Source organism: Cupriavidus sp. 05N38 (genome assembly GCF_056397345.1).
In genome coordinates this window covers 1-16,099 of the sequence record NZ_JBFTNF010000013.1, presented here as the reverse complement: position 1 = coordinate 16,099, position 16,099 = coordinate 1, and the positions used below count along the sequence as shown (strand labels likewise).

The following is a 16,099-nucleotide window of genomic DNA, read 5'->3' as shown; positions in this document are numbered from 1 at the left end:
CCGGCGCGATTGCCGGCGCGATAGCCGCATCCGGCTATTGCACTGCCCAGCCTGCGTCGGTCAGCGTTAGCGCCTGCGTGAGCGGCATGCTGCCGCTGCCCTTCACCACCCGCGCCAGCACCGGAAAGGCTTGCTGGACGGCGGGCTCGCGCGTCCATGGCGCGGCATCGATGACGTAGGTATAGCGCACCGTGGTGGTTTGCCGCGGCCGCGCGCCCTCGCCGGCGCGCGGCGGTTCCCAGTCGAGCACGCGCGCCAGGCTGATCTTGCCGTAGCAGAGATCGGCCTGCGCGGCGCCGGCCTGCGCGGTGCTGACCTGGGGGTGTTCGCGGAAATACTCGCGGCCCTTGTCGGTCAGCTGGTAGCGGCGCGCCTTCACGGTCTCGCTGCTGCCGTCCTGGTGATGCAAGGTCATTTCCGCCGGCGTGTGCGCGACCAGGCCGGCACGTTCCAGCGCCGGCATCTGGATGCCGTCGCGCAATCCGCTCGCAGCAGGCGTATCGGGTACGTCCACGGGCCACAGGTGGCGGCCGATGCACAGCTCGCCGTGCCCTTCGAAATACTGCTGCAGCGCCGCGCCGAAATTGCGCTCGCTCGGGTCGGAGGCTTGCTGGCAGGCGGCCAGCAGCGTGAGTGACAGGGCGCAGGCGATCGCGTGCGCGGGCCGGGAGGAGATGTTCATCGTGAAGCCTGGGTAGTGGTGGCCGGCGTGGTGGCCGGCGCGGCGGCCGGCGTGGCGGCGCGCGCGGGGTCGTAGCCGTCGGTCAGCGTGGCGAGGAACTTGAGCAGGTCCGCCATTTCCGCGTCGGTCATGGGCGGCTTGCTGCCGGCGCGGCGCTGGTCCAGCGGCATCTGGTCGTCCAGGTTGGCGCGGTAGCGCGCGGGCAGGTCGTCGAACTTGCGCACCTTGCCGCGGGCGTCCCTGGGGTACCACAGCTCGGGCCGGGTATCGCGCGTGTTGTAGAACTTGACTACGTCTTCGAGTGACTTGAACACGCCGTTGTGCATGAATACGTGGCGCGTGGCGATGTTGCGCAGGACCGGTGTCTTGAACATGCCGCAACCGCTCGCGGCATCCTTGCCCTTGCCCTTGCCCTTGCCCTTGCCCGGAAGGTGGTCGGTGCGCAGCGGTCCGCACAGGCCCAGGTCGAAATGCGCGGGATCGGCGTTGGCCGGGATGTCCTTGTTGCGCGGCACGCCGATGGCGGCGAACGAGTAGTCGCTGGTGATGTCCAGGCTGCCGTCGTTGCCGCCGCCGAGCAGGTGGCAGGCCATGCAGTTGCCCTTCTTTGGGTCCAGGAACACGCGCAGGCCGCGTGCCTCGGCTTCGGTCAGCGTGCCGCCGGTCTTGTTGTTGCGGTAGCGGTCGAACTTGCTGCTGTACGGATGGAAGCTCTTGTCCTCGACCTGGAAGGCCTGCAGCGCGGCGCCCGCCAGTGCGAAGGCGCGTTCGGGCTGGTCGAGCGCATCGGCGCCGAAGGCCTGGCGGAACAGCGCAGCGTAGGGCGCGTGGCGGATGGCTTCCACCACCGCGGCCGGGCTGTCGTTGGCCATCTCGTTGGGTGCCAGCAGCGGAATCGCGGCCTGCGCGGCCAGCGTGTCGGCGCGCCCGTCCCAGGCAAAGCCGCCGCCGGGTCCGGGCGGGCTGATCGCGTCCGGGTTTTCGTAGGTATCGGAGTACGCCTTGGTGTAGTCCTTGTACATCAGCGTGGGCACCGCGCGCGTGCCGGCCAGCGTGAGATCGCGGCCGCCGAGCTGTACCGCCAGCTTGTTCGGCGGGCCGTAGGCGTGCGCCGGATCATGGCAGCTGGCGCAGGACATCCTGCCCGAGCCGGACAGCGCGGGATCGAAGAACATCTTGGCGCCGGCCTGGGCGGCGAGCGAAAGCGGTGCGGGCGGGGCGAGCGTCTGCGAGGCCGTGGCCTGGACCGTTGCCGGTGCCGGTGTCGCCTGGGCCGTGGCCCCGCTGGTGACCTGCCGGTCCTTGCATGCCGCGAGGGCGGCGGCGAGCAGGCAGGCGGCGATGAGGGAAGTGCGCATGGTTGCGGCGCGCGGCGTCACCGCCGCGCGCCCGTCAAGGTGTTGCGGGAACAAGGAAGGGGCCGCGCCGCAGCGCGGCCCGCATCGCGTTACGAGTGCTGAGCCCAGATGTTGATCTGGGTGGTGTCCGGGCCGGCGGCCACGTTGCCGTTGTTGAACAGGCCGCTGCCGCCCGCGCCTGGCGTGGCGCCGCCCGACTGGCGGTCGCCGGCCTTCACCACGTAGCGGTGGTTCATCGGACGCACGGCGTCGAAGTGCGTGTCGGCGCTGCCCGAGTATTCGGCCAGGCTGGCGAGGTTGGCGGCGATGTACGACTCCGTGTACTTGGAGCGGTTCATGTAGGACGTATTCACGCCCGGGTCGGCCAGGGCGAACATGTCCTGCATGGTGCGCACGAAGGAGAAGTGGCTGTAGGAGTCGGAATCCGCCACGCCCTTGGGCGCGCTCGCCTGGTTGGTCAGCACCGCGAAGATGGTGGGACCGTCACCCTTGTTGCTGCCGTTGTACTTCGGCACCGCGGTGGTGATGCCTTCGCCCAGCGGCGCGCCGCTGGTGGCGCCGCCGCCCACGTTCCAGCCGCAGCACGAGGAGCTGCCGAAGAAGCTGCTGCCTTCGTCGAACAGCAGCACGATGGCCGAGCGGCGGTTGGTGTTCTTCCAGACCGGCGAGGCCTTGATGGTCTCGACCAGGTACTTGGCGTACTTGTCGCCGCGCGCGATGCCGGTCGGGCCGGACACGCAGTCGGCCACCGCGACGCCGGTGCCGTGGATGTCATCGCACTGGTCGGGCACGATGTAGTTCAGCGCGCCGATGTCGCCGCTGAGCAGGTCATCCTCGAACTGGTGCGTGTTCCAGGTGATGCCGTGCGCCTTGGCATAGCTTGCGATCGCTGCATCCCACTGGCCGCCGCCCACGGTGCGGCTCAGGTTCTTGAAGAAGTCGGGGCGGGTGCGCACGTCGTCGAAGTTCACCGCCGGATGGTGCTTGGTCTTGTACAGGCTGGCGATCATCGGTTCGGTCGCGCCCAGCCCCGAGGTGGTGTTGACCGCGGTGATGGCCACATTGCCGGCGCCATCCTTGCGCGGGTCCTGGCCCGGGTCCATCGATTCGCTGTAGACGCGCGTGCCGATGCCTGCCTTGTACAGCGCCGTGAACATATTGCGGCGGCCCTTCAGGTTATGCACCTTGGTGTCGCCGTTGCAGGCGACCAGCGGCATGTAGGCGTCGGTCGGCTGGTTGGCGGTGTCGCCGGCCGGCAGGCAATTCCAGGCATTGTCGTCGGCCACGCCCCAGTCGTCGGCGCTGGCCAGCGAGATGTAGTTCGGCTCGCTGGGGTTGCCGGTGGAGAAGTAGTTCGAGGCCTTGTTGCCTTCGACGTTGAGGTATTTGTAGAAATTGGGATACGAGGCGCTGTCGACCGTCTGGTTGCTGTGGTTCTCGAACACCACCACGAACAGGTGGTCATAGCGCGGGATGCCTTCGGGGTTGAAGGCGTTGTCCTGCGCCACTTGCAGCGTCTGCACGGCATCGGTCGCCGCGCTGGTGACATAGCCGCGGTCGAGGATGGTGCTGGCCAGGGCGAAGCGGCTGGCCAGCATGTTTGCCTCGCCCAGCAGCGCCGCCTGCGCTCGGCTGTCGGTCACGGCGGCCACGTCGGCCACCACGCTGTCCGCTTGCACCGTCACGTCGGTCGGCAGCGCCGGGGTGTTCTGCAGGCTCAGGCGGCCGGCCAGCGCGGCCTTGGCGTCGGCGAAGGACTGCTTGCCGGCTTCCATATTGCGCACGACTTCGGTCGACAGCGGGCTGATCACAACCTTGGCGCCCGCCACGTTCTGCTCGCCCGCGCTGCGCAGGATCATCTTCTGCGCCACCTTGGCGCTGCTGCCGGTGTTGGGATCGGTAAAGGTAGCGTCGGTGCCCACCACCGCGGCCAGGCTGCCGGTGGTGCCGGCGGGCAGCGTGAAGCTGCCGTCGGCCGCGCTCAGCGTGGAGGCCTCGCCGCCGTCGCACAGGCCGTTGCCGTTGGTGTCCGCGCACACCTTGGCGTTGCCGTAGGCCACGAGCTGGAAGGTTTGCGACACGGCAACGCCGGTGGTGCTCAAGGCGTAGTCGACGCCACCGGCGGCGCTGGAGTTGGCCGCGCCGGTGGGGTTTTTCACTGCCGCGCCGATCACGCTGCCCTGCACGGCGGATTGCGTCGGCGTGACGCTGCCCGGGGTGCTGGCGGTGCCGGTGCCGTCGCTGCCGCAAGCCGCCAGCATGGCGGCGGCGGCAAGCGCCGTGACGGCGGGGATCAGGCGGTGTGGGCTTGCATTCTTCTTCATTGTTGACCTCGAGGGGACTGTGGCAAGGATGGAACCGGCACCGGCAAGCCTGCGCGACATGCCGGCTGGCGCGTCCGTGGCATCTGCATGAAGGCGCGCCGGATGCCGATGCGCACCCGCTCTTCACAGGCCGTACGGATGCATCCGTCGCCATGGTCGCGGGCCCCGCCGGGTGAGCGGAAAATGGGCTACGCGCCACGCCAAGGTTGCGGCAGGCGGGATACTATCGGCGTTAAGTGACAATTTAATTTCATTTGAAACTATGTGACGCGCTAATGTCCGTATGTAGTGATTTGCGTACATGGGCGCCGTGGCGCCATACTCGCGGCGCCATTTCGCTTCCTCCCCGCCACCTGCCCGCCATGTCAGACACCACGCTTGCCACCATCCATTTCCCCCCCGCGCTGCGCGACTGGATCACGCAGGGACTGCAGCGCGGCGCGGCGCCAGACAAGATGGCGCAGGCGCTCTGCGCGCAGGGCTACGATGCGCTGGTCGCGCGAGAACTGGTGGCAGCGTTCGCGCGCGCGCGCCGCGACGGCCGCCCCGCGCCGCAGGACAGCATCACCATGCCCCGGCCCAGGCCGGCGGCACCCGGCGCGCGCCTGGGGCCGGGTTCGCTGCTGCGCGCCGCCGATCGCGACGTGCGCGTGCTGTCGCGCATGGACCGGCCGGTGATCGCCGTGCTCGAGGGCGTGTTGAGCCACGACGAATGCGATGCGCTGGTGGCCATGGCGCAGCCGCGCCTGGCGCCTTCCACCACCGTCGATCCCTCGACCGGCTTCACCGTGGTCAGCGACGACCGCTCCAGCCATGGCATGTTCTTTCGCCTGCAGGAAAATGCGCTGGTCGCGCGGCTCGACCAGCGCATCGCCGCGCTGATGCAACTGCCCGTGGAGAACGGCGAAGGCTTGCAGGTGCTGCGCTACGGGGTGGGCGCGCAGAGTACGCCGCACTACGATTTCCTGATGCCGACCAACGCGGCCAACCAGGCTTCGCTGGCGCGCAGCGGGCAGCGCGTGAGCACCCTGGTGGTGTATCTCAACGACGTGCCGGCCGGTGGCGAGACCGCCTTCCCCGAAATCGGCTTCGCGGTTTCGCCGCGCAAGGGCAATGCGGTGTACTTTGAATATTGCGATGCGGCCAACCAGCTCGATGGCAGGACGCTGCACGCGGGCGCGCCGGTGCAGGCCGGCGAGAAATGGGTCGTGACCAAGTGGATGCGGCAGCGGCGCTTCGTGCCTGCCGGCGGCGCGCCGCAGAGGATGGCGGGCTAGCCCGGCGCGGCAGGGCGCGCACAAGAGGTGAATGGCATGGCACGCCTGTTCGTGGCGATCGAAGTTCCCGCGGTGCTGGCAGACGCGTTGCTCGCGCGCGTGCCGCGCGTGGCGGGCGTTCGCCTGGCAGCCCCGCATCAGGTCCACCTGACGCTGCACTTCCTTGGCGAGCGGGACGAGGACACGGCGGTATGCATCGAGCAGGCGCTGCAGGCAGTCTCGTGCACGCCGTTCGCGCTCAGCGTGCAGCAGGCCGGATGTTTTCGTGGCCGCCGCGCGAGCGTGCTGTGGGCGGGCGTCGCACGCTGCGCCGCGCTCGATGCGCTTCACGCGGCGGTCGAGGATGCCCTGGCCGGCTGCGACGGCGATGCCGGCGCACAGTCGCCGGCCCCACCCTCCACACACCGCCGGCATGCCGGCTTCCTGCCGCACATCACGCTCGCGCGCAGCATGCAAGCGGTGCCGGACAACGCGCTGCGGGCATGGCGCGCCGCGCAGATGGACCAGGTCGGCGCGCCGCTTACAGTCGAGCGCTTCGTGCTCTACCAAAGCTACCTGCGCCCCGGCGGCGCGCAGCATGTCTGCCGGCGGGCCTACGCGCTTGCCGTCACCGGCTGAGGCCCGGGCCGGCGGCGCATCTCAGGCGAGATTGCCGAGCCCCAGCGCCAGCCCGAGTCCCAGCAGTGCGCCGCCGATGACGCGGTCCAGCAGGCGCTGGCGGCGCTGCATGGCGCAGCGCAGCGCCGGCGTGGTGAAGCAGCAGGCGATCAGGCCGAACCACGCCAGGTGCGCCAGCGACATGAACAGCCCGTAGCCGAACTGCACCGGCAGCGGCGTTCCCGCATCCACCACCTGCGTATAGGTGCTCACCACGAACAAGGTGGTCTTGGGATTGAGCGCATTGGTGAGAAAGCCCATCTTGAGCGCCGCGCTCGCCGACAGCGCCGGCGCCGCGGTCGCGCTATCGGCAGCCGCGGCAGCCGCGGCGGGAGCACGCTTGCGCAAGGTCTGGATGCCGATCCAGACCAGGTAGGCGGCCCCCAGCACCTTGACCACGCCGAGCAGGCCGTGGGCATGTTCCATCAGCAGGGCCACCCCGAACATCGTGTAGAACACGTGCACCTGCACGCCCAGCGCAATGCCCAGTGCGCTGAGCAGGCCCGCGCGACGGCCGTGCAGGTAGCTGTTGCGCATCACCATGGCGAAATCGGGGCCGGGGCTGATGACGGCCAGCACGGTGATGGTCGCGACGGCCAGCAGTTCGGTGAACGGGTGCATATTCGTGTGAGGTTACCTGATGGTGATGGCATGCCGCGAGGCACGGCCCGTGCAGCCGGAAGCGCAGGAAATACTGCTGCAATTGCGCCATTCTCCCGGCCGGGCGGGTCCCTCACAACCGATTTATACTGCTGCAATTCCGTCAGGAAAATTCACGTATCTCATTGACTGGGGCGCCGCATGCACTGGCTTGGCTGGATCCGTTTCTTCGAGGCCGCGGCGCGGCACCAGAGCTTCATGCGCGCCGCCGACGAACTGCACCTGACCCACGGCGCGGTCAGCCGGCAGATCCGCCAGCTCGAGGACGCGCTCGGCGTGGCGCTGTTCGAGCGGCGCAACCGCGCGGTGTTCCTGACCGAGGCCGGGCACGCCCTGCATGCGGCCGCCACACAGTCGCTCGAGCTGCTGGCCGGCGCCGTGGACCGCATCCGCGCGCAGAGCCGGCAACAGACGCTGGTGTTGTCGTGCGAGCCCACCATCGCCATGCGCTGGCTGATTCCGCGGCTGCCTCGCTTTGCCGAGGCGCATCCGGATATCACGCTGCACCTGATGGCCGCGGGTGGTCCGCTCGATTTCGCGCGCAGCGGCGTGGACCTCGCGCTGCGGCGCGACGATTTCCGCTTCGGCGCGCAGCTGCATACGCATGAGGTGGCCGAGGAATGGGTGGGCGTGGTGTGCCGCGCCGGCACCGCGAACCTGGCCGGGCAGCCGCGCCTGCACACGCGCTCGCGCCCCGACGCGTGGCAGCGCTGGGCACAGGCTGCCGGCGGCAGGCATCGCTTTGGCGCCGACGCGTGGTATGAGCATTTCTACCTGAGCATCCAGGCTGCCGCGGCCGGGCTCGGCTGTGCCATCGCCTCGCGCCTGATGGTGGCCGACGAGATGGCCGACGGCCGCATTGCCGCGCCGCACGGCTTCGTGCGGGACGGCTCCTCCTACCATCTGCTCTCGCCGGTGGCCTTCGAGCGCGACGAACGGCGGCGCGCGGTGCGCGACTGGTTGTGCCGCGAGGCGCTGGCATCGCTGGGCGCCGAGCCGGCCAAGGTGACCGTGCCGGCACATCGCGCCACCGCGCCTGGCGGGGTTGCGCGCCCGCGCAGGGCGGCGGGCATCACCGGCCGGCCCGGCGCCGCGGGCGACGCCTGAACGCGGCCCGGCGGGCTACCCCACGGAAGTCTGGCTCAAGTTTTGCCACATTTCGCCGTAGACCGAACAAGAGCTTGCGCAGCGACCAGCGCCACGCTTAACATGCGGCGCTGGCCGCCCGCTCCATGTTCGCGGCCAGCCCGTTTTCCCGTCGCAAGCCAGTCTGGCGCGACGCAGGCCTCTCACAGACGTTTGCGTGATTTCATGAGTCTCCAAGATTCCCCGGAGCAATCCGAGCTAGACGCGGGCGCGTTGCCAGACGACCGCTATCGCCTTACCCATTCCTCGCAGATCGGCACCGTGCTGCGCGACCTCGCCTGGCAGAAGTGCGTCATCAACGTGCGGGCGCGTACCGCGCACGAGATGGTCACCACGGTCCTGCATGTCGATCCGGCCAACCGCACCTTTGTCTTCGACTGGTGCCGCACCGAGCCGGAGCGGCAGGCCTTGCTGGCCTCGCCCGAGAACGCGTTCTCCGCCTCGCTGCGCGGCGTGCCCGTGAACTTCGTGATCGGCACGCCCGAAGCCACCCAGTTCCAGGGCGGCCCGGCGTTTGTCGCACCGTTCCCGGAGAAGCTGTATCACTTCCAGCGCCGCCGCCATTTCCGCGCGCGCACGCTGGTCACCAAGGGCTACGGCTGCACCATCAAGATGTCGGACGGCGCCGCGCTCAAGCTCGACATTGCCGACCTGTCGCTTTCAGGCGTAGGCTTGCGCTCGAAGACGGTGGATGCCACGCACCTGCCGGTCGGCACCACGGTGGCCGGCGCGAAGCTGGACTTCGGCCCGCTGGGCAAGCTCGATCTGAGCCTGCAGGTAGTCGGCCACTGGCTGGCAGGACGCGACGACAGCGCCATCCACCACTTCGGCTGCGCCTTCTCCAACCTGGACGGCCGCATGGAGAATTTCCTGCAGCGCCTGGTGTTTTCCCTGGAACTCGCCAGCCGCGGTTAGGACCGGCCAGGCGCAAGGAGGCAGCGCATGGAAGAGACGGGTTGCGCGGATTTCCTCGTTATCGGGGGCGGTATTGCCGGCGCGTCGCTGGCCTACTGGCTGGCCCAGGCCGGACGGGTAGTGGTGCTCGAGCGCGAAGCGCAGCCCGGCTATCACTCGACAGGCCGTTCAGCCGCGCTCTTCATGGAGAGCTACGGCCCCCGGCAGGTGCGCGCTCTCACCATGGCCAGCCGCGCGTTCTTCGATGCGCCGCCAGCAGGCTTTTCCGAACACCCCGTGCTCAGCCCGCGCGGCGCCATGACCATCGGCAAGCCCGGCGAGGGCGCCGAGCTGGACCAGCATTTCGACGGCTTGCGCAGGCTCGGCGCGCGCGCCGCGCGCCTGCACCGCGACGCCACCTGCGCCCTGGTGCCGGTGTTGCGCGGGGAGAAGGTGCTGGGCGCCGTGCTCGAGCCCGACGCAGCCGACATGGACGTACATGTCCTGCACCAGGGCTACCTGCGCGGCATGCGCCAGCGCGGCGGCACCCTCGTCTGCGACGCAGAGGTTACCGCCATCGAACGCAGCCAGGGCATCTGGGAAGTGCAGGCGGGCGGGCGTACCTGGCGCGCCCCGGTGGTGGTCAATGCGGCCGGCGCCTGGTGCGACGTGGTGGCGGGACTGGCCGGCGCGAGGCCGCTGGGGCTCACCCCCAAGCGCCGCTCGGCCTTCGTGTTCGCGCCGCCGGCGGGACTGGAGATCGCCCGGTGGCCGATGTTCATGTGCTTCGACGAGAGCTGGTACCTCAAGCCGGACGCCGGCATGCTGCTGGGTTCGCCGGCCAATGCCGACCCCGTGTCGCCGCACGACGTGCAGCCCGAGGAAATGGATATCGCGCTGGGCATCCACCATATCGAGGACATGACCACGCTGGAAATCCGCCGCCCGGCCCGCACCTGGGCCGGCCTGCGCTCCTTCGTCGCCGACGGCGACCTGGTGGGCGGCTTCGACGACCAGGCCCCGGGCTTTTTCTGGGTGGCCGCGCAAGGCGGCTACGGCATCCAGACCTCGGCCGCGATGGGCGAGGCCTGCGCGGCGCTGGTGCAGGGCAAGCCACTGCCGCAGCGCATCGTGGATTTCGGCCTCGACGCGGCCATGCTCGGGCCGGCTCGCCTGCACCGCTAGGCGGTGCAGGGCCGCTCAGGCGGCAATCAGCTTGCCGATGGCCACGGCGGCTTCGCGCATCGGCGGCAGCAGCCGCGACACCATCTCCGCCTCGGATACCTGCGTCGCCTTCATGCTGACGCTGATGCCGGCCATCACGCTGCCGGAAATCCCCCGCACCGGCACCGCGATGGCGCGCAGGCCCGGCTCCAGTTCCTCGTCCACCATGATGTAGTCCAGCTCGCGCGCGTTGGCGAAGCTGGCCTCCAGCTCGGGGCGGGAGATCTTGGTCTGCAGGGTGCGCGGGCGCAGGTCGACGTGGTCGAAGTAATCTTCCAGCGCCGGCTCCGCCAGGTGGGCCAGCAGCAGGCGCCCGATCGAGGTGCAGTAGGCCGGCAGCCGGCTGCCCATGCCGAGCGAATAAGTGAGTACGCGCTGCACTTCCGAGCGCACCAGGTAAAGGATGTCGGTGTCGTCGAGGATGGCCAGCGCGGAGGTCTGCTGGATCCGCGCGCTCAGGCCGTCGAGGATGGGCTGGGCCAGCGATACCAGCGCCGTGGACGAGAAATACGCATGTCCCAGGTGCAGCACGCGCGGACGCAGGGCGAACTGCCCGCCTTGCTGGCTCACGTAGCCGAGCTGCTCCAGCGTGTACAGGCAACGCCGCACCGAGGCTCGCGACAGCTGGGTGCGCTGCGCGACCTGGGAGATGGTGAGCGGGCGCTTACGCTCCGAAAAGGCCTCGAGCACGCTCAGGCCCCGCGCCAGCGACAGCATGAAATTGGGGTCGCCGGCGAAGCTGTTGAGAAGGTCGGCCTGGGGACGGGCGACGCGGACAGTGGCGGCCGGTGCCTGGCCAGGGCTGCTGGGAATGGAGGCGTCCATTGGGCGGGTGCGCGCGTGTTGTTCGATAATCGCGCATCTTAAACTGCCTCGGCCCGCCCGGCCAGCGCTTTTCTTGTGCCGCCGGCCCCGCTTTGGTGCCACGCGCGGCGCCTGCGCACAAAAAAACGTCGCCGTTCCAAGGTGGCGGCGACATCGAAGGGGTGTCATCAAGACGGGGGTCTCGGCGACGTTCCCAGCATAGGACGCGGTGCGCAGACATTAAATACAACTTTTGAGGGGATCGATGTATGGGATCCGTCTCACTGCCGGCACGGGCCGGGACGGGTAGAATCGCGCCCTTGTTTCCGATGCAGATGCCGCCATGACCGACCAGCCCGAACTGTCCCAAGACCAAGCCGGGGAAGACGCCGAGAAGATCCAGGAAGCCCGCCTGTGGCGCGCCGACGGCTGGACCGCCCGCGTGATCAAGAACGAGGACGACGACGGCTGGGCCGTGGCCATGATCAAGGACGGCGAGCCCGAGCCCGCCCTGGTGGGCCCGTGGACCATGGGCCGGGACAAGAAGAATCCCAAGCCGCTGGACACCGGTGCGTTCTCGACCCTGGTCAAGACTGCCTCCGAGGTGCTGCGCCGCCACGAACAGCAGCTCCACGCCATGCTGCACAAGAGCGTGATGGTGGATACCGACACGGCCCGCATCGCCGTGACGCTCGATATCGTGCCCGACGAAGACAATCCCTACGCCGTGCTGCGCGCCTGCGACGAACTCGGCGCGGAACTGGCGCAGGTGCGCGTATCTCCCGCGTTCAAGCTGAGCAAGGCCAGCGCGGCGGCGTGGATCGACAACGCATACCGCCGGCCGAACTGAGCTTTCAGGCGCGGGCCAGCAGCACCAGTCCGATGGCCACCGCCGCCGGCACGGCCTGAATCCACAGGATCTTCCGGCTCGCCGTGCAGGCCCCGAACACGCCGGCCACCAGCACGCAGCCCAGGAAGAACAACTGCACCGGCACCGCCGCGCTGGCCAGGCCCCACAGCAGCCCGGCGGCAAGGAAGCCGTTGTAGAGCCCCTGGTTGGCCGCCAGCGCCCGGGTCGCGGTGGCGAATTCCTGCGTTAGCCCGAAGGCGCGCATGCCGCGGGGTTTGTCCCACAGGCACATCTCCAGCACCATGATGTAGACATGCTCCAGCGCCACCAGCGCGACCGCTGCGAGGGACAACCATTTCATAGCCAAGGCTCTCGGGAAAGTACGGCAGGGTTGGGAATCGTTCCGGTACCCGGCGGGTACTCTGCGGGTATTCGGCGGGTATTCGGCGGGTATTCGGCGGGTATTCGGCGCCGGCGTCGCCGCCACGCGTGTTCAGCCCGCCACGGCAGGCGCGAGCCGCGCGATCAGCGCGGCGTGGCGCGGGTGTGCCTTCTGCAGGCTGGCGGCGTCGGCCAGCTCGAATTCGCTGAATTCGAAGCCGGGCGCCACCGTGCAGCCGACCAGCGAGAATCCGTCCGGATCGCTGCGCTCGGCGGCGAACCAGCAACCCGCCCTGACTACCGCCTGGAACACCGTGTCCTCATGCGCAAGCGCATCGCCTAGCCGGTGCGTGGTGAGACTGCCATCGGCTTCCAGCACGTGCACATGCAGCGGGCAGCCCGCATAGAAGTGCCAAACCTCGTCGGCGCGGATGCGATGCCAGGCGGAGTACGCCTCGTCGCACAGCAGGTAGTAGATCGCCGTGGACGCGGCGTGCGTGGCCACGCCGGCCGGGCCGCCTTCGCGCGCCACGCGCGCGGTGTCGCGATGGGTCTCGCGGTAGTAGCCGCCTTCGGGATGTGCCTGCAGGCCGAAGCGCTGGATCAGTTGGTCTTGCAGGGCGGGTCGGGCGGGCATGCGTGGCTCCGGGACAGGCAAGGCGGGACGGGAAACGGATAGCCGACATGATGCCTGCTGGCCGGGGAGAAGTCAGCGGCGAAGGCTGGTCCGGCGCCCGGCCGGCGCGGCCGGGATCGACCTGCAAGCCTGACCTGCAAGCCTGACCCGCGCCGGCATCGCGATTGGCTGCATCCACCGCGCGCCGCGCGGCGTATCTGTCTTCAACCGCGCGATTCACGTGTGGCCGGAACAGCGCAACGCGCTGCGCCTTGCTAGCAATACTGCGATCCGCCGATCGCCAAGAAGGAGAGCATCATGAAGACCCCCAGCCTGAAGCTCCTGATGACGTCTGCCGCACTTGCGGGCCTCGCCACGCTGGCGATCCCGGCGCAGGCCACCGGCCCCAGGGACAGCGCCGTGTCCGCCGACCGCTATGGCTATGTATTCCACGCGTTCCACGCGTCGCGCTTCGACGTGTACAGCGACGGCGCGCGCCTCGACCCCGCCGCGCCGCCCGTCCCCGTGGCGTCCGCCAGCCAGCTGCGCAGGCCGGACCCGTACTCCGATGGCGCGCAGAAGCTGGCCGGCTGGGATCGCACCGGCGTGTCGTCCGACCCGGCACGCAAGATCGACACGTTCCAGGACGGCGCCCACGCCTGAGGTGCATCGGGACGATGCGCGCGGCGACAGCAGCGGCTGGCCGGCGGCTCTTCATTCAGGGTTTTTGAGGCCGCCATGCAAGACTCTGCGCCGCACGGTGCCGCCATGGTGGCACACTACGCCTATGCCCGCCGGCGCGGGCATCCCGCCCGCGCCGCCTGAGTTGAGGGGCAGAAAAGCGCGGAGAGTGGCGTGGGCAGTTTGGGCGAATTGAAGACCTTGCTTGAGAACCACGGCGTGATGCTGGTGTTTCTCAATGTGCTGGCCGAGCAGGCCGGGCTGCCGGTGCCGGCCGTGCCGATGCTGTTCGTGGCCGGGGCGCTCGGCATGCGCGACACCGGGCCGTCGATCGGGCTGGTGCTGGGGGCGGTCATCCTGGCCTGCCTGATTGCAGATACCGCGTGGTACTTTGCCGGCAAGCGCCTGGGCCAGCCGATGCTGCGCACCATCTGCCGCGTCTCGATTTCCCCCGACAGCTGCATCCGCCAGACGCAGTCGCTGTATCTGCGCGTGGGCCCGCGCAGCCTGGTGTTCTCCAAGCTGCTGCCGGGCGCCGGCGCGCTGTCCACCGCCATGGCGGGCATGACCGCCACGCCGTTCGCGATATTCCTGTTCTACGATGCGCTGGGCGCGCTGGTGTGGGCCGGCGGGGCGCTGCTGATCGGCGTGGTGTTTACCGATTTCGTGGAAGCCATCCTGCTTGCCTTCAGCACCTATGGCCCGGTGGCGGTGGCGGTGGTGCTGGCCGCTTTCGCGGCCTTCGTCGCGTACAAGTTCGTGCGGCGGGTGCGGCTGCTGCGCCGGACCCGCCTGGTGCGCCGCATGACGGTGGGCGAGCTCGAGGCGCGGCGCCAGGGCGACGCTTCCCCGCTGGTGGTGGACGTGCGCACCGAAGCCATCGAAAGGATTCCCGGTGCGCTGACGATGGATCTGCACGCGCCGCTGGACCTGCTGTCGACCCATCCGGCCAACGTCGAGATCGTCATCTACTGCGCATGTCCGAACGAGGTGTCCGCCGCCATCCTGGCCGAGCGGCTGCAAGGCGCGGGCTATCTCAACACGTGGGCGCTGGCCGGCGGCTTCGACGAATGGAAACGCCTGCACGACGCGGCGTCCGCCGCGGACGACCTCGCCGCGCGGGAGCCCGCCCCGCGCACGTCCTAGCGATCCGCCTGCGCTAGCAGCCGACCCAGTAGGCGTACCCGACCAGCCGCTCGCCAAGGAAATACAGCCGGTACTGGTCGCCGTCGCCATCCAGCGTGTACAGCGTGGTGTAGGCGAGGTGCTCGAGCGGATCGTCTTCGTCGCGGTCGGCCGGGCTGCGCACCTTGCCGGGTGCCTCCGCCATTTTCCAGCGCGGGTTCTTGCGCAGGGCCGAGTTGAGTTCGCTGAGCGTCGTGGTCGCGGCGATGTCGTGGCCCTCGAGCTTGAGCGTCAGTCCCGCCGGAATGCCGTGCAGGGAACGGATCACGGCGTCGCCGCTGCGGCCCACTTCGATCAGCGCGTCCGGGTAGCGGTAGTCCACCAGGTTCTCTTCGTCGAGTGCCGTACCGCATTCTTCCTGGTTGGGCGTGATATTGGGCGGCTTGCCCCAGGCAGCCTGCACGTCCGCCATGCTGGATAGCCCGCGCAGCGCCACCAGCGGGCGCGCCAGCGGGGCCGGAGCGAAGGCGGGCGAGTCGTCGGGCTGGCCGGCATCGTCGGCGCGCGCGGTCGAGGCGTCGGCCGCCGCCGGGGCAGCCGGTGCCGGCTGCTCGCGTTCGCAGCCCGTCAGCGCCGTCAGCGCGGCGCAGGCGGCGAGGATGGACAGGCAGCGCAGCAGCGGCGCGCTGGCGGGGGCGTTGAGGCAGGACTTCATGCAAAAAGAATAGCCGCTGGGGCTGGGACCGCGTCAGGTGCGCAACCATACACTGAAGCGGGCGCTCTGAACATCCTCCATGTGGCCTGCCGCACGCACGGCGCCACCAGCGCGGCCTCGCGCCGGCAGGCGCCGGTCTTCAGCGTGCCGTGCCGGCGCGCTGGAAGGCCGTCATGTCGGGATAGATCGCGCGGATCTTGTCCCACTCCACCGCGTTGAAGAAGCGGCACTTGTCCTGGCCGAAGCGCTTGGCCACTTCCACGCAGAAGCGCACCGCCTCGGCGATGTCGATCTCGTGGTTGGCGCTGGTGGCGCTGCCCGAGACCACCGATTGCGCGGTCAGCGCCACGCCCACCACCGGCGCGGAAGTGGCCACATGCGGCTGCATGATGCTGTTGAAATGGTACAGGCCTGGCTGCGTGCGGACTTGGATACAAGGTGGCGTTGCCTATACTGGGGCGGGTATCTGCGAGGGAGAGCCGCATGCCAGCCGAAGACCAGCCTTCCGGTGACGAATCGGCGCGCATCGCGCGGCGGCGCCGGCAACTCGGTATCGCCAGGCGGATGCGCGACGGCGACGGCAACTGGGCGCTGGCCCTGTCCGGCGGAGGCATCCGCAGCGCCACCTTCTGCCTGGGCGTGATGCAGGCGCTGGCCAAGGCGCCGCCGCCGGCGCTGGCGGGGCTGGCCGGCGCCACGCCGCAC

At 69.4% G+C, this 16,099-nt stretch carries 17 protein-coding genes and 1 pseudogene; 9 read left to right on the top strand and 9 right to left on the bottom strand.

The window, feature by feature from the left end; translation table 11 throughout:
• Positions 1-34 precede the first annotated feature (34 nt).
• The 3 genes from AC1DK4_RS12495 to AC1DK4_RS12485 all read right to left on the bottom strand — a co-directional run bounded on the left by AC1DK4_RS12495 (position 35) and on the right by AC1DK4_RS12485 (position 4,364).
• Positions 35-682, bottom strand: a complete 648-nt coding sequence (locus tag AC1DK4_RS12495) for a hypothetical protein (RefSeq protein ID WP_441650099.1) — start codon at positions 680-682, stop codon at positions 35-37.
• Complete coding sequence (locus tag AC1DK4_RS12490) at positions 679-2,040, bottom strand: cytochrome-c peroxidase (protein ID WP_441650100.1); 1,362 nt, start codon at positions 2,038-2,040, stop codon at positions 679-681. Before AC1DK4_RS12490 ends, AC1DK4_RS12495 begins: the two co-directional genes overlap by 4 nt.
• Before the next feature lie 89 nt (positions 2,041-2,129).
• Positions 2,130-4,364 (bottom strand): alkaline phosphatase family protein, encoded by a 2,235-nt coding sequence (locus tag AC1DK4_RS12485; RefSeq protein WP_441650101.1) that lies wholly within the window; start codon positions 4,362-4,364, stop codon positions 2,130-2,132.
• A 362-nt stretch (positions 4,365-4,726) separates the two neighbouring features.
• Here AC1DK4_RS12485 and AC1DK4_RS12480 point away from each other — a divergent pair, with 362 nt between their 5' ends.
• Entirely contained in the window at positions 4,727-5,641 is a 915-nt protein-coding gene (locus AC1DK4_RS12480; RefSeq protein WP_441650102.1) for a 2OG-Fe(II) oxygenase, read from the top strand.
• A 36-nt stretch (positions 5,642-5,677) separates the two neighbouring features.
• Positions 5,678-6,259: an RNA 2',3'-cyclic phosphodiesterase gene (gene thpR, locus AC1DK4_RS12475; RefSeq protein ID WP_441650103.1), complete on the top strand. Its 582-nt coding sequence runs from the start codon at positions 5,678-5,680 to the stop codon at positions 6,257-6,259.
• 21 nt (positions 6,260-6,280) lie between these two features.
• Here thpR and AC1DK4_RS12470 read toward each other — a convergent pair whose 3' ends face one another.
• Positions 6,281-6,919, bottom strand: coding sequence for a LysE family translocator (locus AC1DK4_RS12470; protein WP_441650104.1), 639 nt, complete (start codon positions 6,917-6,919; stop codon positions 6,281-6,283).
• A 180-nt stretch (positions 6,920-7,099) separates the two neighbouring features.
• Here AC1DK4_RS12470 and AC1DK4_RS12465 point away from each other — a divergent pair, with 180 nt between their 5' ends.
• The 3 genes from AC1DK4_RS12465 (at position 7,100) to AC1DK4_RS12455 (ending at position 10,183) form a co-directional block, all read left to right on the top strand.
• Complete coding sequence (locus tag AC1DK4_RS12465) at positions 7,100-8,065, top strand: LysR substrate-binding domain-containing protein (RefSeq protein WP_441650105.1); 966 nt, start codon at positions 7,100-7,102, stop codon at positions 8,063-8,065.
• Between the two features lie 204 nt (positions 8,066-8,269).
• Positions 8,270-9,019 carry a flagellar brake protein gene (locus tag AC1DK4_RS12460; protein WP_441617294.1) on the top strand — a complete coding sequence of 250 codons (750 nt, stop codon included), beginning with the start codon at positions 8,270-8,272 and terminating at the stop codon, positions 9,017-9,019.
• A gap of 27 nt (positions 9,020-9,046) precedes the next feature.
• Positions 9,047-10,183: an NAD(P)/FAD-dependent oxidoreductase gene (locus AC1DK4_RS12455; RefSeq protein WP_441650106.1), complete on the top strand. Its 1,137-nt coding sequence runs from the start codon at positions 9,047-9,049 to the stop codon at positions 10,181-10,183.
• Between the two features lie 15 nt (positions 10,184-10,198).
• Here the strand turns inward: AC1DK4_RS12455 and AC1DK4_RS12450 are convergent, their stop codons facing one another.
• The gene (locus AC1DK4_RS12450; RefSeq protein ID WP_441617298.1) at positions 10,199-11,047 is read right to left on the bottom strand and encodes an IclR family transcriptional regulator domain-containing protein; all 849 of its coding nucleotides are present in this window, start codon (positions 11,045-11,047) and stop codon (positions 10,199-10,201) included.
• A gap of 322 nt (positions 11,048-11,369) precedes the next feature.
• Here AC1DK4_RS12450 and AC1DK4_RS12445 point away from each other — a divergent pair, with 322 nt between their 5' ends.
• Entirely contained in the window at positions 11,370-11,876 is a 507-nt protein-coding gene (locus AC1DK4_RS12445; RefSeq protein WP_441650107.1) for a hypothetical protein, read from the top strand.
• Between the two features lie 4 nt (positions 11,877-11,880).
• On the opposite strand, the gene AC1DK4_RS12440 is transcribed toward AC1DK4_RS12445, so the two are convergent.
• Both AC1DK4_RS12440 and AC1DK4_RS12435 read right to left on the bottom strand, forming a co-directional pair.
• Positions 11,881-12,237 (bottom strand): DUF1304 domain-containing protein, encoded by a 357-nt coding sequence (locus AC1DK4_RS12440; RefSeq protein ID WP_441617302.1) that lies wholly within the window; start codon positions 12,235-12,237, stop codon positions 11,881-11,883.
• Between the two features lie 132 nt (positions 12,238-12,369).
• The gene (locus AC1DK4_RS12435; protein WP_441650108.1) at positions 12,370-12,894 is read right to left on the bottom strand and encodes a cupin domain-containing protein; all 525 of its coding nucleotides are present in this window, start codon (positions 12,892-12,894) and stop codon (positions 12,370-12,372) included.
• Positions 12,895-13,191: 297 nt separating this feature from the next.
• Between AC1DK4_RS12435 and AC1DK4_RS12430 the strand changes: the two genes are divergently transcribed.
• The gene (locus AC1DK4_RS12430; protein WP_441617306.1) at positions 13,192-13,536 is read left to right on the top strand and encodes a hypothetical protein; all 345 of its coding nucleotides are present in this window, start codon (positions 13,192-13,194) and stop codon (positions 13,534-13,536) included.
• 201 nt (positions 13,537-13,737) lie between these two features.
• Positions 13,738-14,700 (top strand): DedA family protein/thiosulfate sulfurtransferase GlpE, encoded by a 963-nt coding sequence (locus tag AC1DK4_RS12425; protein WP_441617381.1) that lies wholly within the window; start codon positions 13,738-13,740, stop codon positions 14,698-14,700.
• Between the two features lie 13 nt (positions 14,701-14,713).
• Here the strand turns inward: AC1DK4_RS12425 and AC1DK4_RS12420 are convergent, their stop codons facing one another.
• Both AC1DK4_RS12420 and AC1DK4_RS12415 read right to left on the bottom strand, forming a co-directional pair.
• A complete protein-coding gene (locus AC1DK4_RS12420) occupies positions 14,714-15,394 on the bottom strand; it encodes a hypothetical protein (RefSeq protein ID WP_441617308.1) in 681 nt (226 codons plus the stop codon).
• Positions 15,395-15,533: 139 nt separating this feature from the next.
• Positions 15,534-15,806: pseudogene (locus AC1DK4_RS12415) on the bottom strand (DUF1177 family protein); the annotation flags it as partial.
• A 71-nt stretch (positions 15,807-15,877) separates the two neighbouring features.
• Between AC1DK4_RS12415 and AC1DK4_RS12410 the strand changes: the two are divergent.
• The coding region (locus tag AC1DK4_RS12410; RefSeq protein WP_477131558.1) for a hypothetical protein at positions 15,878-16,099 on the top strand (222 nt) is incomplete at its 3' end.